The sequence below is a fragment of the Polaromonas sp. P4_F4 genome (assembly GCF_056401355.1).
In genome coordinates, this window is record NZ_JBFUJO010000003.1 from 14,132 (window position 1) to 38,643 (window position 24,512).

The window sequence follows — 24,512 nt, forward strand, 5'->3', positions numbered from 1 at the left end:
TGCGGTCTGGCAAAGCCAGTCCCGCGGCCCCTGCTGGGATGAAGAACCCCCACGCTCGCTCACTGCGTGTAGCTCTCGAGGCATAAGGACCCGTAAAACTCCCTCCCCTTCCGGGGGAGGGCTGGGGTGGGGGCCAGCGGCGACCAGCCAAGCACAGTGGTCCGACGCCCACGCCGTGAGCCCCCATCCCGGCCTTCCCCCAGCGGGGGAAGGAGATGATCGGCACTGCACGCGGCGTTCTCACTGAACCGTATTGGGCTTAGCTCAGCTCGGCAATCAGGTCGATGTACTGCTGCATCGCGTCGTCCTGCGAGGCTCCCTTGAGGCTGTTCCAGGCGTCCCACTTGGCCCGGGCCACCATGTCGCCGAAGCCCGGCTTCTTCTCGGTGTTGTCGCCCGCGCTGCCCTGCTTGTAGAGGGCGTAGATTTTCAGCAGCGTGGCGTTGTCGGGACGCTCGCTGAGGTTTTTCGAATCGGCCATGGCCTTCTCAAAGGCGGCTTTCAGGTCTGACATAAGCGTGCTCCGTTTTTAGAAGTGGGGCACCAAAGATGGTGCTTGGGGTAACTGCCCGGTATCTTAGCCACACGCTTGCCCGCAAAATAGAGGCTTGCCTCCACGCTTTTCACCGCGTGTCATGCGCTGCCCTCCGAGGGAGGCTGATTTTTCTTGTGACGGCCCGGCGGAAATTTGGCAAGCTCGCCCGATTTATTCATTTTGGAAAAGTACATGGTCACACGAGTTACCGCCCAGGCTACTGGCAGGAAAGCCGCCCAGAAAGTGGCAGCAAGGGTTCAGGACAGTGCCCGGGAAGACGTTCAGGGAAGCGCTCAGGGAGGCGCTGGAAGCGTTCAGAAAAACCTTCAGACCAATATCAGACGGGCCGTCTCCGGCACGCTGGGTTTGTCGGGTGAACGCATGAGCAAGATCGACACCGCCTGGCTGCGCATGGACAGCGCCGCCAACCTCATGATGATTGTCGGCGTGTGGCAGCTGGCGCCGGGCGTCAAATACGCCGCGGTGTGCGAGCGCATTGAGGGCAGCCTGCTCAAGTACGACCGCTTCCGGCAACGCGTGGTCGAGGATGCGGCGGGCGCCACCTGGGTGAACGACCGGAACTTTGACCTCGCCAGGCATGTGGTGCTGGAAAAGCTGCCGCCATCCGCCAGCACCGCGCAGGGCCACCAGCAGGAAGCGCTGCAGGACCGCGTGGCCGAGCTCGCGACGCAGCCGCTGGACCGCAAGCGCCCGCTCTGGCAGATCCATCTGATCGAGGACTACCTGGGTGCGGATGGCGTGAAGGGCAGCGCCATGATCGTGCGCATACACCACTGCATTGCCGACGGCATTGCGCTGATCTCGGTGACCATGTCGATGGTCGATGGCGGCGCACCGCCGCCCGAGCGCCGCCAGAAGGCGGCCGGCACCGGCAGCGCGGAAGACTGGATCACCGACACCCTGCTCAAGCCCTTCACCGACATCACCGTCAAGGCGCTGGGCGCCGTCGGTGAAGGGGCGGCCCGCTCGCTGGGCCTGCTGGGCGATCCGAAAAAGGGCATGGCGCAGGGTCTGGAAAAAGGCATGAGCGGCTCGCTCGACATGGCCAGGGTGCTGCTCCAGCTGATCTCGGACTCGGCCGCGCTGGCCCTGATGCCGGACGACGCCAAAACCCGCCTCAAGGGCAAGCCCGGCGGCGCCAAGAAGGTGGCCTGGTGCCAGCCGATCCCGCTGGACGAGGTCAAGGCCGTCGGCAAGGCGCTCAACTGCTCCATCAACGATGTGCTGCTCAGCTGCGTGGCGGGTGCGCTTGGTGAATACCTCAAGTCCTGCGGCGACGATGTGGCGGGCCAGGAAATCCGCGCCATGGTGCCAGTGAACCTGCGCCCCATGGAGCAGGCCCACAAGCTTGGCAACCGCTTTGGCCTGGTACCGCTGGTGCTCCCCATCGGCATGGACAACCCGGTCGAGCGCGTGTACGAAGTGCGCCGCCGCATGGCAGCGCTGAAGGGCAGCTACCAGCCGCTGCTGGCCTTCAGCCTGCTGGCCGTGGCGGGCCTGCTGATCAAGCCCGCGCAGGACATGATGCTCAACCTGTTTTCCAAAAAAACGACGGCCGTGATGACCAACGTGCCGGGGCCGCGCGAAAAGCTCAAGTTCTGCGGCGCCACGCTGGAGCAAAGCATGTTCTGGGTGCCGCAGTCGGGCGACGTGGGGCTGGGGGTGTCCATCCTCAGCTACGGCGGCGGTGTGCAGTTTGGCGTGATCACCGACAGCCTGCTGTGCCCCGAGCCGCAGCGCATCATTGACGAGTTTGTGCCGGAGTTTGCCAAGCTGTCCATCGTGACGCTGATGCTGCCCTGGGGCGAGTGACGGATTTTGACTTGTAACGGCAGCTGCGCAGGCCGCTCATTCCGTTTCCAATTCCGCGCGAGATTAGACGCGGCCCCGCAGACAGTGCTTTAGCACGGCAAGGGGCCGCAACGACATATCGCGTGGAATTGGGAACGGAATCAGGGGGCGAAGCGGCGCGAGGCGATTTCCAGCAAGCCATCAAAAATCAGGCTGTCCACGAGTTCGTACTTGACGGACATGCTGGGCGCCATCTTCCAGCCTGCGCCGCCGGTCATGATGCACTCGGGTGGCTCGCCGCAATGGCGCGTGATGTTTTCCACCATGCGCTGCACGGCGCCGGCGATCGCAAAGGTTCCGCCGCTGGTCAGCGCGTCACTGGTGTTGGTGGGAAAGTCACGAACTTCGCCGGTCGGCACATGCAGGCCGGCTGTACCGGACTCGAGCGCCCGCAGCATGATGCCGTGGCCGGGCAGGATGATGCCGCCGAGAAATTTGCCGGAGGCGTCTATGGCTTCGACCGTCACGGCCGTGCCGACCATGACCACGATGCAGGGCTTGCTGACGCCGCGTGCCAGCAAACGATGGTGCGCACCGATCATGGCCACCCAGCGGTCAGCGCCCAGCCGCGCCGGATGCTCGTAGCCGTTGATCAGGCCCGCCTCCTGCGGGCTCGACACCACCCAGCGCGGCGCCACATCCCACAGTTCCATCTGCTCGGTCACGCGGCGCTTGATCGCGTCGCCGGCCACAATGCAGCCGAGAATCCGCGTCGGCGGGGGCATCTCGCTCCATTCCTCCTCGGCGAGCCTGTCGATGTTTTCCAGAAACACCGCCCCGTGCGCCAGCAGTCTGGCGCCGACGGCAGGGGCCTCGTACTGGGCCCATTTCAGGCGGGTGTTGCCCACGTCAAGCGCAAGAAAGGTCATTTGGCTGGATTATGAACAGATTTGCCGCACCCCGGCCGACTGTAGGTCAAAGGGTTTACCAGTAGGCTCCAGGCATCTTGCCGGGATGCGACCTCAAATCAGGCCAAACCAGCAGGCGCGCTGAATGGCCGCCAGCTTGTTGTCGACCTTGAGCTTGGCCATCGCATTGGAGAGGTGAAAGTTCACGGTGCGTTCGCTGCAAACGAGGATGTCGCCGCTTTCGCGCGCCGTCCTGCCCTGAAAGGCCAGACTCAGGCATTCCAGCTCGCGCGGACTCAGGGGACTGCGCGCCTCGGCCAGCACGCGCTTGAGCAAAGGCCAGATATTGAGTGCCGACCAGGCAAGCAACGCGGCTTCGCTGCGGTCATGCCACTGGCGCGGGCTGAAAAGATAGCATTCGAACGCGCGCCCCACGGTCAGCGGAAACGCGATGCGCACGACGCTCTGGTAGCCATGGCCCAGCCAGAGCCTGCGCCAGCGGCCCAGGTTTTCGAAGGCGGACCTTGAAATATCCTGCCAGGCCACGAGCGGGGCATCGGAGTCCCGCCAGGGCGCACCGAAGTCCCGGCTCTCCGCCAGCGCCTCGGCCGCATCCAGCAGGCGCGGCGGATGCAAAGCCAGCACCAGCCTATCCTCCTGGCCGCCAAAGGGATCCGGACCCAGCACCATCAGGGCCTCCACCGAAAACTCGCGCAGGGCACACAGCCAGTCGCTGATCACGCCGTCCAGGTTGACACTGTCAAAGTTAGCAGGTAGTTGCATTCGCTTGCCTAAAACAAAACAGGGACAATACAGGCAAATGCCAAACGCATTCCTGGTCAGCTCACAAGTTTCGCCGGAGATCTTCTGCACTTGAGAAAATCTCGTGTCCCACCATGGCTTTCCCGGCATCTTATTGCGCACGGGGTACCCTCGCCCCTGGAGCCGATTCTGCACCCATCGCCGTGGCGGCTGCGCCTGCTCGGCCTGTCGCTGCTGCTCGGCAATCCGCTGTTTGGCTGGATCTGGTCCAGCTGGTTGATTCAGCCTTACGAAAACGCCTGGCTGCGCGGCGTGATGAGCGCGCTGGGCGGGGTCCTGATGCTTCCGCCGGTGATCAGCGATCTTTCCAGTCCGGTCACGCGCGTGATCGTTCCGGTGATCACCTGGATTGAACTTCCCTTCTTCTTCAGCTGGATGTACCTCAACAATGCCGGCGGCATGGTCTGGCTGTCGAGCATGTGCGCGATGATCCTGATTTATTACCACCTGACCGACTGGCGCATCGCCACCGTGGGGACCGTGACCGGCGCGCTGGTGGCCTGGGGCCTGCTCAGCTGGCTGCCCCACCTGGGCGCTCCCCTTGCTGGCCTCGCCAACCTCGGCGCCGTCGACGCCGTGGTGATCGCCTTCAGCTGGGGCTGCGCCATGCTGCTCGGGCTGTCGTCGGCCAACCTGCGGCGTGAGCACCTGGCCCACACACTGACGACCATCGGCATCATGGCGCATGAGCTGCGCACGCCGCTTTCAACGGCAGCGCTGATCGGGGACGCGATCCAGCTGGAAATTGAGCGCCAGCCGGATCACCCGAGGGCACAGCAATTCGAAAAGCTGGCGGTGCGCCTGCACGGCCTGGTGCGTCACATGAACCACCAGATCGACACCCAGATTGCCAATGCCAAATTGCTGCAGCTGCCGCGCTACGAACAGCGCATTCTGGCCAGCAAACTGGTCAACGAGGTCACCAGCAACTACCCCTACCAGTCCACGCGCCAGCGGGAATGCGTGCAGGTACTCATCCGCACCGACTTCGAGTTCCGCGCTTCCTTCACGCAGTTTTCCCAGGTGCTTGACAACATGATCAAGAATGCGCTGCACTCCCTGATGGCGGCCGACTCGAAATACCCCCCAGGCGCGCTGCGCATCGAGGTCGGCGTGGCGCGCAACCGCGGCCGCATCGTGGTTGCCGATGATGGCATGGGGATCGACTCCGCCTTGCAGGCCAAGATATTCAAACCTTTTTTCTCCAGCAACCGCGGCACCGGCCATGGCCTTGGGCTGGCTTTTTGCCAACAGGTGGTGCAAAGTGCAGGCGGCAAGATTCACGTGAAATCAGAGTTTGCCGTCGGCGCGATCTTTACCATTGAGTTGCCCCTGGCAAGCAGCTAGCACAGGGCTGAATTTGACAACCCAAGAAACCCGACAACCATGACCTTTTCACTCTATCGCCGCCCGGGCGGCGTTGTCTTTCTGGATGATGATCCGGACTACCTCGAAATGCTGGCGGAGGTCATGCCCCCTGACTGGCACGTGCAGCTGTTCCTGCGGCCGGTGGGCTGCATCGACACGCTGATGCAGGAGCCCCCCCTGTGGGAAGCGGACGCATGGCGCCAGCAGGAAATCATCAACCGCTGGCGCGAGGGCGCCGCACTGCTTCCACAAATCCTGCAGTACTGGCGTGAGGACGGCACGGCACGCTTTGCCTTCACACGGGTATGCGTGGTGGACTATTCCATGCCGGCCATGAGTGGACTGCGCGTTTTGAGCGAGCTGAACGGCTGGTCGGGCGCACGCGTGCTGCTCACCGGCCGGGCGGATGAGCAACTGGCCGTATCGGCATTCAATCGCGGGCTGATCGAGCAGTTCATCCCCAAACAGGCCCCCGGCATCCGCCTGCGCCTGACCGACGCCATCCAGGGCCTGCGCCGCCTTCCCGATCCACGGCACCAGCAGACCTGGCGCGCCACCCTGACGCGTGAGCAACACGCGCTGCTGTGCACCCCGTCCATCGCCCAGGAGCTGGAAAGCCTGGTGCTCAGGCAAGGCTGGGTGGAACACGTCGTGATCGGCGCGCCTTTTGGCGTGCTCGCGCTGGACGCCAAAGGCCGTGTGAGCTGGCTGCAGCTGGAGCCGGCCGAAAACCTGCCGGAACTCGCGGAAATGGCTGAATCCCAGGGCTGGGACGCGCCGACGGTCCAGGACATCCGGACCGGAAAAAAACTCATCGACCTCGAGTTGCAACTGGCGCTGGGCGCCAGCCAGCCACCCCAGCCCCGCCAGGCATTTGCCATCGCTTCCGAGCCGCCCCTGCTGTACGCCGCTCTTTTTTCGGTCGACGACGCCCTCAGCCCGGGGTTCATGAACAGCCATGAGCGCTTCATAGCGACCCGGGGCGAGAGAAAACTGCTGGACTAGTACTTTGACACAGAGGTATCGGAACACAATGAAAGCGATGGATTCGGACCCAGGCCAAGGCGCAAACCGCAGACATAGCCGTAGCCATGGCGAGGATTTGCAACGACGGCATGGGTTCGAAGGCGCGCTTTCATGTTTCGATATTTCTGGGTCGGCGTACTAGATTTCAGCCTGGCCGGCGCGCGCACGCCGCGCAATCGGCCAGTCCCAGGGTTTGACGAGCGGCGCCACTTCCCGCGCAACCGTCTCGATCCGGTCCAGCTCCGAGCTTGTCAGGCCGGCATTGAGCGTCAGCCTGACCATGGCGCGGTTGCGGCTGGTGGCCGGCGCACAGAAGATGGCACCGAACAGCTGGCGCTCCTCGAGCCGGTCGCGCAGCACCATGGTGTCCGGCTCGGTCCCGGCCTCCAGCGAAATGATCTGCTGGCTGCCTTGGTGAATCGGGTAGCCCATGTCCGACAAGCTGGCACGCAGGCGCTGCGTGTTGATGTGCAAGCGCTCGCGCGCCTCGTCACTGGCGCGAATGACATCCAGCGTGGCCGCCAGTCCGGCGATTTCATGGGGCAGCAGGCAAGAGCTGAAGATATTCGGATAGCTGTGGTGCAGCACGTAGTAGCGCAACTCCGCCGGCACCGTGAAAAAGCCGGCCCGCCCCGCAAAGGCCTTGGCCAGGCTGGCGGTGATGAAATGCACGCGGTCCACCAGCCCGAGTTCGGCGCACAGGCCGGCCCCCTGCGGGCCGTGGGTGCCCAGCGAATGCGACTCGTCAACGAGGATGGTGCAGCCATGCTCCTCTGCCACTTCCACCATTTCCACCAGCGGGCACAGGGCGCCTGTGGTGCTGTACACCGAATCCACCACCACCACGCCAGGCCCGTTGCGGGCAATCATGCGCGAGAGGTGGGCCGGGTCGTTGTGACGAAACGGATGGGCCGGCGCACGCGCGGCACGCACGCCCTCCCACAGCGAGGTATGGGCCAGGGTGTCAAGATAAACCGGCGTCTTCTCGTCGGCGATGGCCTGCAGCAAACCGACGTTCGCGGCATAGCCGGACTGGCAGATGAAGCCATCCTCCTTGCCAATCCACGCGGCCATGGAGGCCTCCAGCCGGCGGGAAGGATGCGCATCGAGCAGGAAGGCGCCCGACTGGATCACGCTGTCGTTGTCGCGGCGCAAAGTGGCAATCTGCGCGCTGACGATCTCGGGGTGCCCGGAGATGTTGAGGTAATCGTTGCCATCGAGCCGAATGGAGTCGGGTCCCGGGTTGCGTCCGTGCAGAATGCACTTGCCGCCCCACTGCGTGTTCCAGTGCGGCATGAACTGCTTGTCCAGACGCTCGCGCAGGCCCGGCAGCAGCGGTGGTTCACGATAGATCTTGGGGGAAAGGTCTGGCTTGCGTTCAAGAACTTGCATGGGGTCGCTCCTTGGTAAAGAAACCCCATTGAAAGCGCTATCACAAATGGATACGTCCCCTCCCCTGTCAGAACTGACAGGGTACGGCCCCAGACTGGCCGTTCAGTTGGCTTTTTGTTAACTATCGACCTACAGTCGGACAGAGACCAGGCCCCTCACTCCTGCAATTTGTGTCACAAAAAGTTGTGCTTGCGCCACGCTTTCCAGGCCCTTTTGCGCACTCCTTCACGCTCTTTCACATTCTTCGCAACGCGCCCGGCATGCCCGCTCAGTTTTGCCGCCAGGGCAAACCCCGAAATCGCCAACCGCCCTTTCGACCGCGCTGCGCCTGTTCATCGGCATCACCCTCAAAGCCTTCCAGGATGTTGTAGGCCTCTATGCCCAACTCGGTCGCCCGTTTCGCGGCAGCGATGGAACGCACGCCGCTGCGGCACAGCAGCACGGCTTTCTTGCCGGCCGACACCGCGCTTTTCAGACCTTCGTCGAAGTGGGGATTCATGGCCATGCCGGGCCACTGTTTCCAGGCCAGGGCAATGGCGCCCGGCACGTAGCCCACCCATTCGCGCTCGGCGTCGGTGCGCACATCCACCAGGACCGCTTCGCCCGACTGCATCCATTGATAGGCAAGCTGCACCGGAATATCGCCGGCATAGCCCGACGCGGGCCGGACCTGAGGTGACGTGGAAGCATTCGATGCGGCAACGGTATTCATGGCGGAACTCCTGTGTTTTATGTCTATTGATCTATTCTGCACGGCCCGCCCAGGCAGGATGCCAGGCTGGGCGAGGATTCAAATCAAGTTTATTCTCCCCGCGCCAACCGCATAGGTGACGGGGTGAAATGCACCGGCGGATGCGGCATGAACGCCGGACACGATGCAGAATCAGGTTCACGCCAAACGACCACCGCTACCACCGGAGACCATGATGCCCCCGACCCACCCCCGTGCCAACTCCCGCGTGACACCCAAGTCCCTGGCTCAAATCATGGCCCAATGGCAGTCGCCCGTGGCAGGCGCGACAGCGGATGGCAAGAAGGCCAAGCCAGCCAGGAGAGCCAGGGGTAGTGGCATGGCCGACTTCGACCCGTCGGCCCAGCCTTTTTCCAGCGGGGACAAACAGCGCGACAAGGCAGCGGTCGAAGCCCTGGCCCTGGAGCTCGACGAACTGCAGAACCTGTTCTATGCAGACAAACGCTACAAGCTGCTGGTGGTCCTGCAGGGCACCGATACCTCCGGCAAGGACGGTACGCTGCGTGGCGTGTTCGGGCGCATCAGCCCCCTGGGCGTGCACACGACCTCCTGGAAAGCCCCCACCGAAGACGAGCGCGCGCACGACTACCTGTGGCGCATTCACCAGAGGGCACCGGGCGCCGGCGAGATGATGCTGTTCAACCGCAGCCACTACGAAGACGTGCTGGTGCCGGCCGTCAATCGCTGGATCACGCCGGCGCAGACATTGCAACGCTATCAGCACATCAACGACTTTGAACGCATGCTCAGCGAAACCGGTACGGTGATCCTGAAATTCATGCTGCACATCAGCTTTGAGGAACAGGGCCAGCGGCTGCAGGAGCGCATTGACGACCCCACCAAGCACTGGAAGTTCAGCATGGATGATTTGCAGGTACGCAAGCAGTGGAAGCTTTACCAGCGCGCCTACCAGGACCTGTTGAACGCCACCAGCACGCCGTGGGCGCCGTGGACGGTGGTGCCGGCTGACTCCAAAACCCATCGCAACCTCATGATCGCCACACTGGTGCGCAACAGCCTTCAGCAGTTGAACCTGCGCTTCCCGCCACCCGTTCCGGGGCTCAAAAATCTGAAGGTTGACAAAAAGCTGACGACCCCTCCGTAAGAGCGGAAAGCACTTTGAACCTAATCAGAGGCAATCAACGGGCTTACTGTCGGTAAAAACCCTCTTCCCCGCAGCCAATCAATGGCAAATGATGCTTAGGTAGGTAATGTTTTTACAACAGGAGACACGTCGATGACCGATCCCAAAACCCCTCGCCGCCGCAGCCTGCTCAAGGGCGCGGCAATGGCCGCCGGCGCTGGTGCCATGTCCGCCCCCATGCTGGCGACCGCGCAAACCACCACCACGCTGCGTTTCCAGAGCACCTGGCCAGCGAAGGATATCTTTCATGAGTTCGCCAACGACTTTGCGAAAAAAGTCAACGACATGGCCAGCGGCAAACTCAAGATCGAGGTGCTCCCCTCCGGTGCGGTAGTGCCTGCATTCCAGCTGCTGGAAGCCGTCAACAAGGGCACGCTGGACGGCGGTCACGGCGTGGTGGCTTACCACTACGGCAAGAACACGGCCCTGGCGCTGTGGGGCTCCGGTCCGGCCTTCGGCATGGACCCCAACATGGTCCTGGCCTGGCACAACTATGGCGGCGGCAAGGCCTTGCTGGAGGAAATCTACAAGTCGCTCAACATGGACGTGGTGTCCTACCTGTACGGCCCCATGCCCACCCAACCCTTCGGCTGGTTCAAGAAGCCGGTCTCCAACGTCTCGCAGATGAAGGGCGTCAAGTTCCGTACCGTAGGCCTGGCGGTTGACATGTACACCGACATGGGCGCAGCCGTTAACCCGTTGCCCGGTAGCGAGATCGTGCCGGCGCTGGATCGCGGCCTGATCGATGGCGCCGAGTTCAACAACGCCACCTCCGATCGCCTCCTGGGCTTCCCCGATGTGGTGAAGAACTGCATGCTGCAAAGCTTTCACCAGAGCGGCGAGCAGTTCGAGATTCTCTTCAACAAGGGCAAGTACAACGCGCTGCCGCAAGATCTGAAGTCCATCATTGACTATGCGGTGCAGGCCGCCAGCGCGGACATGAGCTGGAAGGCAATCGAGCGCAACTCCAAGGACTATATTGAGCTCAAGAAGCAGGGCATCAAGTTCTACAAGACGCCCGACTCCATCCTCAAAGCCCAATTGGCTTCGTGGGACAAGATCGTTGAGAAGAAGAGCGGCGAGAACGCGTTGTTCAAGAAGGTGATTGAGTCGCAGCGCGCCTATGCCGAGCGTGCCTGCCAGTGGCAGAACGACTATATGGTTGATTTCAAGATGGCTTACAACCACTTTTTCGCCAAAGGTGCCAAAAAGGCCTGACAGCACGCCGGTCATCTGACCATGCCAGCCACACTGGGATGCCGGGTGGCTGGTTTGTTTTTTTAAAAAGAAAATGATGAAAGTCCAAACACTTCTACATACGGCTGACGAGATCAGCACCTGGGTGGGCAAGGCTTTTGCCTGGCTCATCGTGGTGCTGATGCTGCTGGTGGTCACTGAAGTCTTCAAACGCTATGCGCTCAATGCGCCAACCGCCTGGGTCTTCGACGCCAGCAACATGCTTTACGGCACCCTGTTCATGATGGGCGGCGCCTACACCCTAGCCCAGGACGGCCATGTGCGCGGCGACTTCCTCTACGGAAGCTTCAAGCCGCGTACCCAGGCCAGTATCGATCTGGCACTTTATGTGTTGTTCTTCCTGCCCGGCATTGCCGCCCTGACCTGGTCCGGCTGGACCTACTTTCAGGATTCACTGGCCATCCACGAACAAACCTTCAACGCAGACCCCCTGCCGATTTACCCCTTCAAATTCATGATTCCCCTGGCGGGCGCCCTGGTGCTGATGCAGGGTATCTCCGAAATCATCCGCTGCCTGGTCTGCCTGAAAACCGGCGAGTGGACGCCCCGACTCCAGGATGCCCAGGAGTCTGATGTGGTGGCGCAGCAGCTGGCGAGCAGCGAGTACGTCGATGAGGAAGCCAAGCGGCTGGCCATCGAGAAATCCAAAGGAATGAAGGGTTGATGATGAGCCACGCCGCACTCGGTTTAACCATGCTGTGCCTGATCGTGGTCGTGATCATGATGGGTTTTCCCACCGCGTTCACGCTCATGGGCCTGGGCATGATGTTTGGCTTCGTTGCCTTTTACGACCCGGCCACGCCCTGGCTGGACAACAAGATTTTCGACCTGATGGTTCAGCGCGCCTTCGGCGCCATGAACAACGACGTTTTACTGTCGATTCCGCTGTTCGTGCTGATGGGCTACGTCATGGAACGTGGCGCGCTGGTGGACAAAATGTTTCACAGCGTTCAACTCGCGTTTCGCAAGCTGCCCGGTTCGCTGGCCGTGACCACGCTGGTGATCTGCACCTTCTGGGGTATCGCCAGCGGCCTGGTCGGCGCCGTGGTGGTGTTGATGGGGGTGATCGCCATGCGCCCCATGCTCAACGCAGGCTATGACACGCGGCTGGCCGCGGGTGTGATCACCGCCGGGGGCACGCTGGGTATTTTGATCCCGCCTTCGGTGATGATCATCGTCTATGCGGCCGTGGCGGGTCAGTCGGTCGTCAAGCTGTATGCAGCCGCCATGTTTCCAGGCTTTTTTCTGGCCTTTCTGTACCTGATCTATGTGATCGGCTGGTGCATGATCAACCCAAGAATTGCGCCCAAGCTGCCGCCGGAGCAGATGAAGGCCCCGATCTCGCCCTGGGTCGCGCATATCTCGTCCAGCTATTCGCGCTTCATGCTGCCCGCGCTGCTGGCGGCGGTGCTCTCGCCCGCCAAGGCTTTACGCAAAGGCGTCGAGGGCGTGAACCTGAACTGGTGGCGCTTGCTGGCCGCCCTGATGCGCGCTTTGGGGCCGGTCATTCTGGCTGTAGTCACCTTGGGCTCGGTCTGGTGGTATGTGACCATCTACTCGCAACAGGGCGACGAGCCGGCGCCCGTCGCGGCTGTGCAGCTGGCGCAGAAGGCCAAGGTCGCAGGCACCGAAGTACAAGTACCCAAAGTGCCTGAGGCAACCGGGGGTCTGCAGGAGCCACCGGCGGATACGGGAGCCGTGCAGGAGCCGCCGGCTGAAGGTGCCCTGCAGGCACCTCCTGACTCTGGCGACGTGGCGGAGCCGCCCGGCTCCGCGCCGCGCGACGCCAAGGTCGAAAAGGATGAACCCCTGCAGGACATGGGCAGCGGGGAAGCGACCAACGCACCTAAAACCGAGCCGGTGCCCCAGGAGTTTTACTACGGCTTCCTGATTACCTGCGTCATCACGCTGGCATTGCTGGGCTACTACTACTGGCAGTTCGACGCCGAGCAGTATGAGATTGTCTCCATGCTGATCCATTCGGTCGCACCGCTGGGAATTCTGACCTTTGTGGTGCTGGGGGTGATCCTGTTCGGCATCACCACTGCCACCGAATCGGCGGCGGTGGGGGCGGCTGGCGCCTTCCTGATGGCCTGGCAGGCCAAGTCGCTGACTTTCCAGAAGATCAAGGAAGCGGTGTTCCTGACCGCCAAGACCACCTCCATGGTGTGCTGGCTGTTTGTCGGCTCGGCGTTGTTCTCGGCCGTGTTTGCGATTCTGGGCGGCCAACGCCTGGTCGAGACATGGGTGCTGTCCATGGACCTGTCGCCAATGCAGTTCCTGCTGCTGTCGCAAGCCATCATCTTCGTGCTGGGCTGGCCGCTGGAGTGGACCGAGATCATCGTCATTTTTGTGCCGATCTTCCTGCCGCTCCTGCAACACTTCCAGATCGACCCGATGCTGTGGGGTGTACTGGTGTTCGTCAACCTGCAGGCGGCCTTCCTGTCGCCACCGGTGGCCATGTCGGCCTTCTATCTGAAAGGGGTGTCACCTTCGCATGTGACGATCAACCAGATATTCGCGGGCATGATGCCTTACATGCTCATCGTGATCCTGTGCATGGTGTTCATGTACATCTGGCCGGGGCTGACACTCTGGCTGCCGAAATACCTTTATGGTGGATAAGCACCCGGCCACAGTGGCCGTTCGGGAATCAAGGGCGCGCAAGCGCCCTTTTTTTCTTCTTCATGGCCCGTGTCCAGGGTACACCGTGAAGGCGAAACTTGACGGCATCCCGCGAAACGGTAAGATTGACGTTTACGTAAACGTCAATCACGCTCAATCAAGATCACCGGCGCCTGATATGCGCCAACCCCGGAGACAACTCATGACCGATCTGTCCGCAGAATACAAGGCACTGGCCAGTTACCGCCCCACGCACAAGGTGCGTTTTGTCACGGCAGCGTCGCTGTTTGACGGTCACGATGCTGCCATCAACATCATGCGGCGCATCCTGCAAGGCATGGGCGCCGAGGTCATTCACCTCGGCCACAACCGCAGCGTGGACGAAGTGGTGACGGCCGCCCTGCAGGAGGACGTACAGGGTATTGCCATCAGCTCCTACCAGGGCGGGCATGTGGAGTATTTCAAGTACATGGTCGATTTGCTGAGAAGCCGCGGCGGACAGCACATCCAGGTCTTTGGCGGCGGCGGCGGCGTGATCGTTCCGCCCGAAATCCGCGAGCTGCATGCCTATGGCGTGGCGCGCATCTACAGCCCCGAGGATGGCCAGAAAATGGGGCTGGCAGGGATGATTGGCGAGATGGTGATGCGCTGCGACAAGGACCTGACCGGCCTTGCCCCCAAGGACATCCATGTCATAGAAGGCCATGGCGAGATGAACTGGCGGGCGCTGGCGCAGCTCATCACGGCGCTGGAAAACGACAAGGCCGACCCGGCCCTGGTTGAGGCCCTGCGAGCCCAAGCTGCTACCAAAAAGATACCGGTACTGGGCATCACCGGCACCGGCGGCGCGGGCAAGTCATCCCTGACCGACGAGTTGATTCGCCGTTTGCGGCTGGACCAGAACGACCAGCTGCGCGTGGCCGTCATCAGCATTGACCCGTCGCGCCGCAAGAGCGGCGGTGCCCTGCTGGGCGACCGCATCCGCATGAATGCCATCAACCCCTGGAGCCAGGGACCGCGCGTCTTCATGCGGTCGCTGGCCACCCGCGAATTCGGCAGTGAAATCTCTGCCGCCCTGCCAGACGTGATTGCCGCCTGCAAGGCCGCCGGCTTTGACCTGATCGTCGTCGAAACGTCCGGCATTGGCCAGGGCGACGCTGCCATCGTGCCGCATGTCGATGTGCCCATGTACGTGATGACGCCCGAGTTCGGCGCTGCCAGCCAGCTCGAGAAAATCGACATGCTGGACTTTTCCGAGTTTGTGGCCATCAACAAGTTCGACCGCAAGGGCTCGCTCGATGCCCTGCGCGATGTATCCAAGCAGGTGCAGCGCAACAAGGAAGCCTGGACCACGCCAGCCGACCAGATGCCGGTCTTTGGCACCATGGCCGCACGCTTCAACGATGACGGCGTCACCGCGCTGTACCAGGCGCTCAAGCCGCGGCTGGCCGCGCTGGGCCTTGCGCTCGAGCCGGGCGGCCTGCCGGTGGTGGAGGTTCGCCACAGCACCAACCAGACGCCGGTGGTGCCCGCCGCCCGTACGCGCTACCTGGCCGAAATCAGCGACACGGTGCGCGGCTACAAGAAACGGGCGCGCGAGCAGGCCAGGCTGGCGCGCGAAGTCCAGCAGCTGCAGGCCGCCGCCACCATGCTCAAGCTCGACAAACCCGAGCGGGCGCCTGCCGCAGAGGCCGCGCTCGACCTGGCAGGCCAGCGCAAGGCAAGCATGGACGCCGACGCCCGCCACCTGCTCGGCCAATGGCCCGACATGCAAAAAGCCTATGCCGGCGATGAATACGTGGTGAAGATCCGCGACAAGGAAATCCGCACCGCGCTCACCACCAAATCGCTCTCGGGCACCCCCATCCGCAAGGTCTGCCTGCCCAAGTACGAAGACCACGGCGAGACGCTGCAGTGGCTGATGCTCGACAACGTGCCCGGCAGCTATCCCTACACCGCCGGCACCTTCGCCTTCAAGCGCGAGGGCGAGGACCCGACCCGCATGTTTGCCGGCGAAGGTGACCCTTTCCGCACGAACACACGCTTCAAGCTGCTGAGCGAAGGCATGGCCGCCAAGCGCCTGTCCACCGCCTTTGACTCGGTCACGCTGTACGGCAACGACCCCGCCGTGCGCCCCGACATCTACGGCAAGGTCGGCAACAGCGGCGTCAGCATTGCCACGCTGGACGACATGAAGGTGCTCTACGGCGGCTTCGACCTGTGCAGCCCCAGCACCTCCGTGAGCATGACCATCAACGGCCCGGCGCCGACCATCCTGGCGATGTTCATGAACACCGCCATCGACCAGAACCTGGAGAAATTCAAGGCCGACAACGGCCGCGAGCCCACCGACACCGAAGCGGCCAAGATTCGCGAATGGGTGCTGGCCAATGTGCGCGGCACCGTGCAGGCCGACATCCTGAAGGAAGACCAGGGCCAGAACACCTGCATCTTCTCGACCGAGTTCAGCCTGAAGGTGATGGGCGACATTGCGCAGTACTTCGTGCACCACAACGTGCGCAACTTCTACAGCGTCTCCATCAGCGGCTACCACATCGCCGAAGCCGGCGCCAACCCGATTTCGCAGCTGGCCTTCACGCTGTCCAACGGATTCACCTTTGTCGAAGCCTACCTGGCGCGCGGCATGCACATCGACGACTTCGCGCCCAACCTGAGCTTTTTCTTCAGCAACGGCATGGACCCGGAGTACACCGTGATGGGCCGCGTGGCGCGCCGCATCTGGGCCGTGGCGATGAAGGAACGGTACGGCGCCAACGAGCGCAGCCAGAAGCTCAAATACCACATCCAGACCTCGGGCCGCAGCCTGCATGCGCAGGAAATCCAGTTCAACGACATCCGCACCACGCTGCAGGCACTGATCGCGATTTACGACAATTGCAACAGCCTGCACACCAACGCCTTCGACGAGGCCATCACCACGCCGACCGAAGAGTCGGTGCGCCGCGCCATGGCCATCCAGCTCATCATCAACCGCGAATGGGGCCTGGCGAAAAACGAAAACCCCTCACAGGGCGCGTTCATCATCGAAGAGCTCACTGAACTGCTGGAAGAGGCCGTGCTGCTGGAATTCGAGCGCATCGCCGAGCGCGGCGGCGTGCTGGGCGCCATGGAAACCGGCTACCAGCGCGGCCGCATCCAGGACGAGTCCATGCACTACGAGATGCTCAAGCACACCGGCGAGCTGCCCATCATCGGCGTCAACACCTTCCGCAACCCGCATGGCGACGCCGTGCAGGACAAGCTGGAACTGGCGCGCTCGACCGACGAGGAAAAACAGAGCCAGCTCAAACGGCTGGAAGAGTTCCAGCAGCGCCACGCCAGCGAATCACCCGCCATGCTCAAGCGCCTGCAGAAAGCGGTGATTGAAAACCGTAACGTGTTCGAAGTGCTGATGGAGGCCGTGCGCGTCTGCTCGCTGGGGCAGATCACCAATGCGCTGTTTGAGGTGGGTGGGCAGTACCGGCGGAATATGTGAACGGGTGCAGGCTCCAAAAAGCTTTTTCGTTCGGACGAATAGTTGGTCTGTGAGGCAACATTTGGCAGACAAACACACCCCCTCCACCCTCAAGAGAAGTCCCAGCCAGCGTACGCCACTCGCTGGAGCCGATGGATGCCTTCTGGGTAGCCGCCAAAACGGAATCGGTCAGCTGTGCTGCCACGGCCAAACACACACTTCAGCTGCACCCCAAAAAATAAAGCCGGGCTCCTGCACTGGGCAGAAGCACCGGCTGCTAGCCTGTTAACCAGACCTCGGGGAAAACGGCAGGGCTTAGCCGCCCTTTTTCGGGCGCTTGCCGGGGTTCTTCTTGCTGCGGGTGGATGTGCCGCGCTCCAGGCTGATCTTCTGGCCGCGGCCAGAGGTGATGGTGTAGCCCTTGGGAGGGATTGGCTTGGGGGCGCAGATGTCGGCTTCGACTCTGATTTTTTTAGGCATGGAAGACTCCGGTTAAAAATGGCTTAACCTGTGATTTTAAGCCACTCCACGCCCGTTGCCGCGCCAGGAGCCGCTCAGGCATACAGCATCGAGGGCGCCCGGTCCCATGCATGGCTTTTTTGCGCCGCAGACAGGGCACGCGCCACGGGCTCCCACATACTCGCGTAAGCCGGCATGGCATCCGGTGCGAAAGCCGTGTGCGGCCAGTCCGAGCCCCAGACCATGCGCCCTTCAAACAGCTGCGCCACTTTCCGGATCGAATCATCCAGTGCCTCATAAGGCGGTGCGGCATGCAGGCGGTACCAGCCCGACAGCTTGACCCAGGCGCCCAGCTCCGCCAGTTGCGCCAACGACTGCCAGGCCGCATGGCCTGAGGGCAGGCCCGCATGCAGGCCCGCCAGGTGATCAAGCACGGCGGGCACCGGGCTGGTGGCATGCAGGGCCGCGATGGCGGACAAATCCTCCGGGCGGGCGTACCACTGCACGTGCCAGCCGAGTGCATGCAAGCGGGGGGCCAACGCCTGAAAGCTGTTCGACGTGGCCTGGCCGTTCAGCCCATTCAGGCTGTCTCCCACCGGAGAGACCAGGTTAAAGCGCACGCCCCGAACACCCAGCGCATGCATGGCTTCAAGCGCCGCATCGTCAGCCGATGGCGCCAGCACCACGACACCGCGATGCCGCCCCTTGCCGGCACGCAGGGCATTCAGCAGCACCGTGTTGTCGGTGCCATAAACACTGGGCTGTACCAGCACCAGATGGCCAACGCCATGACCCTGTGCCAGCGCCTCAATGTCGGCCAGCGGCCGGTGCACCGGCTTGTAGTGGCCAGGCGCCACGCTGGCGTCACCGTCAAACACATGGACATGGCTATCCCAGCCCGCTGCAAGCACGTCTACAACATCACCGGGCATTGATGTCAACCTACCGTGATTTTGCGGTCGCGCACCACCCGCCCCCACTGTGCCTGCTGTGCCTTGAGAAAAGCGGGCACCAAACCCTCCGGACCGTCAGGAAATACCTCGCCGCTCAAGGCACGGATGCGGCCCAGCACCTCAGGGTCTGCCATCGCTTTGCGCAAGGCAGCCACCAGAGTGGTTTTGACGTTGAGGTCCATTCCGGCGGGTGCCAATACCGGGTTCCATTCCAGCACCTCATATGCGGGCACACCGGCCTCTTCCATGGTCGGAATGTCGGGCAAGGCGCGCGTGCGGCGGCGGCTCGTCACCGCCAGCGGACGCAGGCGGCCCGACTGAATCTGCCCCAGCGAAGACGCTACATTGGCAAAAAACAGCGGTACCTGGCCTGCCATGACATCGTTCATGGCGGGTCCGCCGCCACGGTAGGGCACATGAACCAGGCTGACACCGGCACGGTCTTCAAACAGGGCCCCCGCCAAATGCTGGGCCGACCCATTGCCCGATGACGCGTACGAAATATGCCCCGGTTTGGCCTTGGCCATCCGGATCAGGTCCTTCACGTTTTTGGCTTCAAAACCGGGCGTGCACACCAGCACATTGGGAAACAGTGCCAACACCGCCAGCGGCGTGAAGGCCTTGTCCGAGTCATAGGGCAGTTTGGGAAAGAGCGCCGGATTCACCGCAAAAGACGAGGCATCCAACAGCAACTGGGTACCGTCAGGCATGGCCCGCGCCACCTGTCCCGCCGCAATCTGGCCGCTGGCGCCGGGCTTGTTGTCGACCACCACAGTCTGCCCCAGGGCTTCAGCCAGTTTCGGGGCAATCAGGCGCGCCATCAAGTCGGCACCGCCGCCTGCCGCATAGGACACCACCAGCGTGATGGTTTTGCCGCCCGCAATCTGGCCGGCGGCTCGCGCCAGCGTCCAGGGCGCGGCAACTGTCGCCGCCGTAGCCTGCAAAACCTGCCGGCGGGAAAAGTGGCCTGAGTGGGTGGATTCAAGGGCTCGAATCGGCTTCATGGTGGGGTCTTTCGATGTTTCTGGAAATGATCAAAGGGGACATTGGTTCAGGTGATCGCGATGGTGTAGTGAAAGGCATGGGCGTCGCCCCGCGTGAAGCGCACTTCGACACAATGACCCGCGAGGTCATACGCATTGCGGGTGACCAGCGCGCACGGGTGGCCCGCAGGCAATGCAAGGTGCCGGCCCTGCGCCGCCGTGAGGGCACCAAAGGCAATTTCATCCACCGCGCGGTGCACATGGACACCGCAACGCTCGGCAAACAGGGGGTAGAGCAAATCGCCCCAGGCGCCGGTGTCGCCATCGGCCAGCTCGGCAAAGAGTGCCAGTGGCAGCCAGATTTCTTCATAGACGCCGGGCTGGCCCGCGAAAGAACGAACCCGCAGCAGGCGCAAGGCGGTGTCACCGCGTGCCAACCCCAGGCGGCGCGCCACCTCGGCAGGTGCGACCAGCGTCTGGCGCGACACGATGTGTGAGGCGGGCACCTCGCCCGTCCCCTCGCCAAAGCGGAAAAACCGCATCATGGTGGCGCCCGTCAGGCCTGACCGCACGAAGGTGCCGCGCCCGTGAATGCGCTCAATCAGGCCCTGGTCGGCCATCAACTCCAGGGCACGGCGCAAGGTGCCCAGCGCCACGCCGTGTTCGGCGGCGAGGGTCTGCTCGGCCGGCAAGGCGCTGCCCGGTGGCCATTCGCCCGCCACCACCCGCGCACGCATGGCAGCGGCCAGCGCCGCATAACGGCTTTGGCCCGGTTCGGTGGGCACCACGGTCAGGGAAGGAATCGCCATGATTGATCTAGTCCTATAGATGACTAGATCATGTCACAGGACAACAAGAGCGCCGTCAGGGTTTCCACCTATCGAGGGATTTGTCGGGCTCTGCAGGCGGGCCTGGGCCGCCTGCAGGAAGGGTAAAGAACAAAAGGGCAAGGACGGGCGCACGGCGCGCCGCCTGCGCACAAGGCATTGCGCCTTGCGCTGCTTATTCGATGGTGGCGCCGGACGCCTGCACGATGCTTTTCCACTTCTGGTAGTCGGCCTTCAGCAGGGTGGAGAATTGCTCTGGCGTCATGTTCTGCACTTCGGCGCCCTGCGCATGGATGGCCGCCTTCATGTCAGGCGTAGCCAGCAGCTTGTTGACCTCGGCATTGACCGTGGCCACGATCTCCTTGGGCGTGCCAGCCGGCATGAACAGCCCATACCAGGTGCTGACGTCAAAGTCCTTGTAGCCCAGTTCAGCCACCGTCGGCACCTCGGGCAGCGAGGTGCTGCGGCGGGCCGACGTGACGGCCAGCGGGCGCAGCTTGCCCGACTTGATTTGAGCCATCGCCGAAGGCAGCGAAGACACCATCAGGTCCACGTTGCCGGCGAGCACATCCATCAAGGCGGGGTTGGAGCCCTTGTAAGGCACATGCCGGATGTTGATGTGGGCGGCATTCTTGAAGATCTCACCGGCCAGATGAATCGTCGTGCCGTTGCCCGGCGAGCCATAGGTGATCGAGTCCGGCGCGGCCCGCGCAGCAGTCACCACCTCTGCCAGCGACTTGAAGCGCGACGCGGTGCTGGTGACGATCACCACCGGCGTGTAGGCCACATGCGCCACCGCCACCAGGTCTTTGGTCGGGTCGTAGCTGAGGTTTTTGTAGAGCCAGGGCGCCACCACCATATTGTCTTTTTGCCCCATCACCATGTCATAGCCAGTGGGCGCGGCGCGCACGGCTTCGGCGATGCCAATGGTGCCGCCAGCACCGGCGCGGTTGTCCGGAACCACCGTCCATTTGCTCGCTTCGGTCAGCTTGTTGGCCACCAGGCGCGACAGGATGTCGGTGCCACCGCCAGGCGGGAAAGGCACGATCAGGCGCACGGGTTTGGCGGGATAGGGCTGGGCTTGCGCGGCGCACAGCGCCAGCACGAGGGCCATGAAAGAAAAAAACTTGCGAAGCACGGTGGGATCTCCTTGGGGGTCTGTGGGCGCGGAACGCGCATGCAAGCAGCGCGTTGGCCCAATGCGTAATACCTGACGTCTGGCGCCTGATGTCGGTTGAGCCTGCAATTTTATTCGCCGGCCAGTCTGTGCTGACCGCCCATGGGCTGTGATCCGCGGGGACCAGCCTCTCGTCCGGCGATGGGGGCAAGGCCAGGAGGAAGTCTGCCTGCGTTCCGCGTCAGATCATCTCCAGCGGCGCAGGGCCTGCCGGCGGCCGGAAGATCGCATCCAGTTCGGCGAGCTGCTCACCGCCGAGTTCGATGTCGGCAGCCGCAATATTCTCCCGCAGCCGCTCCGCATGGCCTGTCTTGGGGATGGCCATGACGCCGTCCTGGGCCAGCAGCCACGCCAGCGCGGCCTGACCGGGCTGCATCTGATGGCGCCGGGCAAAACGAGCGAGCCCGGCATGGTGCAACAGGCGCGACTGCTCCATGGGCGAATACGCCATGACGGGAACCTTGCGTTCGCGCAGCCAGGGCAGCAGGTCCCACTCAATGCCGCGGCGTGTGAGGTTGTAAAGCAGCTGGTTGGTCTGCACGCCCGGCCCGCCCGGCAGCAACCACAACGCCTTCATGTCGGCCATGTCGAGATTGCTGACGCCGTAGTGCCGGATCTTGCCGGCCTTTTGCAGCGCCATGAAGGCCTGCAGGGTTTCCGCCAAAGGCACGGAGCCACGCCAATGCAGCAGGTAAAGGTCAATGCGGTCGGTGCGCAGCCGGCGCAGGCTGCGCTCGCAGGCGGCCACCGCACCCTCCCGAGAGGCATTGTGCGGATACACCTTGGTCACGATGAAGGCCTCATCACGCCGCCCTTGCAGTGCTTCGCCGACCAGTTCCTCGGCGCTGCCCTCGCCATACATTTCCGCGGTGTCCACCAGCGTGCAGCCCAGGTCCAGGCCCAGCCTGAGGGTGGCCAGTTCATCGACCCGCTGCGCCGGCGCCTCACCCATGCACCACGTGCCCATTCCCAGTGCCGGCACGGCTTCGCCACAAGGCAGTAATACGCTTTTCATGGCAGCCATGGTAGCGCCGCATTGCGCCTTACTGGCTCCGGACGCGAAAGACCCAGCCTGCACACGCCGCATTGATTAATGCGTTCATGGAATCAATAGAGCCCGAAGAAATCATGGCTTCATCCGCGCCCCGCCCTAGTATTGCGAGGGCTTTCAATGCATAACCCGCAACCCGCCGCAATCATCACGATAACGATGGAGACACACGAATATGAAGATCATCCGCAGCAAGGATTTCACTGCAGACCGCGCCTGGGGCGCCATGACGATCGCCAACATGAACGGCATCACCACCCGGCTGCACTGGACCGACCAGCCCTACAAGTGGCACGTCAACGAAGGCGAAGAGGTCTTCGCCGTGCTGGATGGCCGGGTCGAAATGCGTTACCGCGATATCGGCGGCCAGTGCTCGGTCATGCTGGAGACCGGTGACATTTTCTTCGCCAGCGCGGGCACTGCGCATGTGGCGGCGCCTGTAGGTGCCGCCCGGGTTCTGGTGGTGGAAGTTGAGAACAGCGACTGAGGCAGAGGCAGAGGCGCTTTGTGCTCACGAAGCCGCGGGCAGCGGGAGGTTCACCAACAGGTTCTGCGGCTTCAACCTGAGCACGCCATCGGCGCTCATCATGAGCCCCAGGTAAACCGGCTTGCCCGCCACATCGGCGCGCATCTCGCGCGGGTCCGCGAACTCCAGCCGGAACAGGCTCACCAGGCGCTGCAGGCGGTCGGGGGCCACGTCCCGGCCTTCATACAGGTCGTTGAGCAAGGCCGTCGCCTCCGCATCCAGCCCCACATGCCAGCGCCAGGCTTCGTCGTCCACCTTTTGCACGGGTGTGATGGTGACGTCTACCCCCAGAAAATGCCGCACCCATTTTTGCAGCACGCTCGCCAGCGCCTTCAGGCCCGAGCGGGCCCGGGTCATCGTCAGTACCAGGCCGTGGCTCAGGTCGTTGCTGACTTCGTGGGTCAGGTCGAGCAGATAAGCGTAGCGATCCCCCTGCTGCCAATAGTCGGGCGCATTGTCATCACTGAGCACGCGCACCTCGACATCGCGTAGCGGCGCCTTCGCTTCCGCGAGAAAGCGCCCGATATCGCCGAGGCCGCCCGTCTCGTTGAGCATGTCCAGCGTTTCACGGTCGCCGCTCAGCACCTGCCCGCCCTCCGTGCTGATGCGCTGGCTGCGAAACAGCATCTCGCCGGCGCGCACTTCGTAGGCATCGGTGGCGTCGTCAAGGAGGTTGCGCGTGATGGCCTGGGTCAGCAAGTCGATGAAAAGCGGCGGTATGTTGATCTGGCCCGTGCCGTCGCGGGGAAACAGGCTCAGGTAGTAGGCCTCCAGCGTGCCGGCAGCCAGCAAGCCGTCGCGAAAGCGCAGAAACAGCCCATAGCTTTCGCGGGCATCGGCGTCCTGCAGGGCCTGCAGTGCCGCAGGCGTCACGGGCTGTCCCGGTGCTTCCACCAGTGCGGCGTGCAGCGCCAGTTCAGCCTGGCACGACTCGGGCACGGGCGCCAGTTCGGGCCGGGCCAGAAAAAGCCGCAGGTAATCGTCCGTGGGCTGGAGCCAGCCACGTTCGTTGCGCTGGAGGTGGTCAAAGCCGCTGGAGGGCCAGAAATTCTGCATCACGCAATCGTCTCATACCGAGTGGCATACCGAGTGGGTGTGGTCGCCCCACTCCCTACTCCCTACTCCCCACTCCCCACTCCCCACTCCCGCTCTTTTGTCGGCAGTATTACATCCTGTTTCAGGGCGGCACATAAATGGTGCAATCTTTACCGGCCCTTAGCTGTCGAACTTATATCTGGCGCGTTATGAGGGTGAGGGTCGTGCATTCAGGACTATCCAGGCCCCTTGAGCGGCAGTACCGGGTATCGCATGTCACGGCCGGGTTTCCCCATAGGGGCCATATCGACAGGAAGAGAGTGTGCAACGTGACACCATTACCGCAACCGACACTACGACTACCGGCTTTTTTATCCGGCTTTTGT

General features: G+C 62.8%; 21 protein-coding genes. 9 read left to right on the forward strand and 12 right to left on the reverse strand.

All coding sequences use genetic code 11. The features are described from left to right. Positions 1-259 precede the first annotated feature (259 nt). Entirely contained in the window at positions 260-514 is a 255-nt protein-coding gene (locus AC1DUR_RS04390) for an acyl-CoA-binding protein (RefSeq protein ID WP_477720070.1), read from the reverse strand. 213 nt (positions 515-727) lie between these two features. Here AC1DUR_RS04390 and AC1DUR_RS04395 point away from each other — a divergent pair, with 213 nt between their 5' ends. Next, entirely contained in the window at positions 728-2,368 is a 1,641-nt protein-coding gene (locus AC1DUR_RS04395) for a wax ester/triacylglycerol synthase family O-acyltransferase (RefSeq protein ID WP_477721341.1), read from the forward strand. Positions 2,369-2,508: 140 nt separating this feature from the next. Here AC1DUR_RS04395 and AC1DUR_RS04400 read toward each other — a convergent pair whose 3' ends face one another. Continuing rightward, positions 2,509-3,276, reverse strand: a complete 768-nt coding sequence (locus tag AC1DUR_RS04400) for a type III pantothenate kinase (protein ID WP_477720072.1) — start codon at positions 3,274-3,276, stop codon at positions 2,509-2,511. Between the two features lie 93 nt (positions 3,277-3,369). Next, on the reverse strand, positions 3,370-4,038 hold the full coding sequence (locus tag AC1DUR_RS04405; protein ID WP_477720073.1) for a helix-turn-helix transcriptional regulator: 669 nt from the start codon (positions 4,036-4,038) through the stop codon (positions 3,370-3,372). A gap of 90 nt (positions 4,039-4,128) precedes the next feature. Here AC1DUR_RS04405 and AC1DUR_RS04410 point away from each other — a divergent pair, with 90 nt between their 5' ends. Next, on the forward strand, positions 4,129-5,424 hold the full coding sequence (locus AC1DUR_RS04410; RefSeq protein ID WP_477721342.1) for a sensor histidine kinase: 1,296 nt from the start codon (positions 4,129-4,131) through the stop codon (positions 5,422-5,424). A 39-nt stretch (positions 5,425-5,463) separates the two neighbouring features. Continuing rightward, positions 5,464-6,450, forward strand: coding sequence for a response regulator (locus AC1DUR_RS04415; RefSeq protein WP_477721343.1), 987 nt, complete (start codon positions 5,464-5,466; stop codon positions 6,448-6,450). 159 nt (positions 6,451-6,609) lie between these two features. On the opposite strand, the gene cqsA is transcribed toward AC1DUR_RS04415, so the two are convergent. Together cqsA and AC1DUR_RS04425 are read right to left on the reverse strand one after the other, a co-directional pair. After that, positions 6,610-7,863 (reverse strand): alpha-hydroxyketone-type quorum-sensing autoinducer synthase, encoded by a 1,254-nt coding sequence (gene cqsA / locus AC1DUR_RS04420; protein ID WP_477721344.1) that lies wholly within the window; start codon positions 7,861-7,863, stop codon positions 6,610-6,612. 268 nt (positions 7,864-8,131) lie between these two features. Next, on the reverse strand, positions 8,132-8,575 hold the full coding sequence (locus AC1DUR_RS04425; protein WP_477720077.1) for a rhodanese-like domain-containing protein: 444 nt from the start codon (positions 8,573-8,575) through the stop codon (positions 8,132-8,134). A gap of 214 nt (positions 8,576-8,789) precedes the next feature. Between AC1DUR_RS04425 and AC1DUR_RS04430 the strand changes: the two genes are divergently transcribed. The 5 genes from AC1DUR_RS04430 (at position 8,790) to icmF (ending at position 17,136) form a co-directional block, all read left to right on the forward strand. Then, the gene (locus AC1DUR_RS04430) at positions 8,790-9,719 is read left to right on the forward strand and encodes a PPK2 family polyphosphate kinase (protein ID WP_477721345.1); all 930 of its coding nucleotides are present in this window, start codon (positions 8,790-8,792) and stop codon (positions 9,717-9,719) included. A 132-nt stretch (positions 9,720-9,851) separates the two neighbouring features. After that, entirely contained in the window at positions 9,852-10,976 is a 1,125-nt protein-coding gene (locus tag AC1DUR_RS04435; protein ID WP_477720079.1) for a TRAP transporter substrate-binding protein, read from the forward strand. A gap of 76 nt (positions 10,977-11,052) precedes the next feature. Next, positions 11,053-11,679, forward strand: coding sequence for a TRAP transporter small permease subunit (locus AC1DUR_RS04440; protein ID WP_477720161.1), 627 nt, complete (start codon positions 11,053-11,055; stop codon positions 11,677-11,679). Positions 11,680-11,681: 2 nt separating this feature from the next. Then, complete coding sequence (locus AC1DUR_RS04445; protein ID WP_477720162.1) at positions 11,682-13,640, forward strand: TRAP transporter large permease; 1,959 nt, start codon at positions 11,682-11,684, stop codon at positions 13,638-13,640. A gap of 202 nt (positions 13,641-13,842) precedes the next feature. Beyond that, the gene (gene icmF, locus AC1DUR_RS04450; RefSeq protein ID WP_477721346.1) at positions 13,843-17,136 is read left to right on the forward strand and encodes a fused isobutyryl-CoA mutase/GTPase IcmF; all 3,294 of its coding nucleotides are present in this window, start codon (positions 13,843-13,845) and stop codon (positions 17,134-17,136) included. 294 nt (positions 17,137-17,430) lie between these two features. On the opposite strand, the gene AC1DUR_RS04455 is transcribed toward icmF, so the two are convergent. The 6 genes from AC1DUR_RS04455 to AC1DUR_RS04480 form a co-directional block, all read right to left on the reverse strand. Then, positions 17,431-17,595 carry a hypothetical protein gene (locus AC1DUR_RS04455; RefSeq protein ID WP_477720081.1) on the reverse strand — a complete coding sequence of 55 codons (165 nt, stop codon included), beginning with the start codon at positions 17,593-17,595 and terminating at the stop codon, positions 17,431-17,433. 74 nt (positions 17,596-17,669) lie between these two features. After that, positions 17,670-18,506, reverse strand: coding sequence for an amidohydrolase family protein (locus tag AC1DUR_RS04460; RefSeq protein WP_477720082.1), 837 nt, complete (start codon positions 18,504-18,506; stop codon positions 17,670-17,672). A gap of 5 nt (positions 18,507-18,511) precedes the next feature. Beyond that, entirely contained in the window at positions 18,512-19,531 is a 1,020-nt protein-coding gene (locus tag AC1DUR_RS04465; protein WP_477720083.1) for a tripartite tricarboxylate transporter substrate binding protein, read from the reverse strand. Positions 19,532-19,578: 47 nt separating this feature from the next. Beyond that, positions 19,579-20,319 carry a GntR family transcriptional regulator gene (locus AC1DUR_RS04470; RefSeq protein ID WP_477720084.1) on the reverse strand — a complete coding sequence of 247 codons (741 nt, stop codon included), beginning with the start codon at positions 20,317-20,319 and terminating at the stop codon, positions 19,579-19,581. Positions 20,320-20,512: 193 nt separating this feature from the next. Continuing rightward, on the reverse strand, positions 20,513-21,451 hold the full coding sequence (locus AC1DUR_RS04475) for a Bug family tripartite tricarboxylate transporter substrate binding protein (RefSeq protein ID WP_477720163.1): 939 nt from the start codon (positions 21,449-21,451) through the stop codon (positions 20,513-20,515). Positions 21,452-21,695: 244 nt separating this feature from the next. Continuing rightward, on the reverse strand, positions 21,696-22,529 hold the full coding sequence (locus AC1DUR_RS04480) for an aldo/keto reductase (protein WP_477721347.1): 834 nt from the start codon (positions 22,527-22,529) through the stop codon (positions 21,696-21,698). A gap of 211 nt (positions 22,530-22,740) precedes the next feature. Here AC1DUR_RS04480 and AC1DUR_RS04485 point away from each other — a divergent pair, with 211 nt between their 5' ends. After that, entirely contained in the window at positions 22,741-23,052 is a 312-nt protein-coding gene (locus tag AC1DUR_RS04485; protein ID WP_477720086.1) for a cupin domain-containing protein, read from the forward strand. A gap of 24 nt (positions 23,053-23,076) precedes the next feature. Here AC1DUR_RS04485 and AC1DUR_RS04490 read toward each other — a convergent pair whose 3' ends face one another. Further along, positions 23,077-24,147, reverse strand: coding sequence for a DUF6352 family protein (locus tag AC1DUR_RS04490; RefSeq protein ID WP_477720087.1), 1,071 nt, complete (start codon positions 24,145-24,147; stop codon positions 23,077-23,079). Between the last annotated feature and the right edge of the window lie 365 nt (positions 24,148-24,512).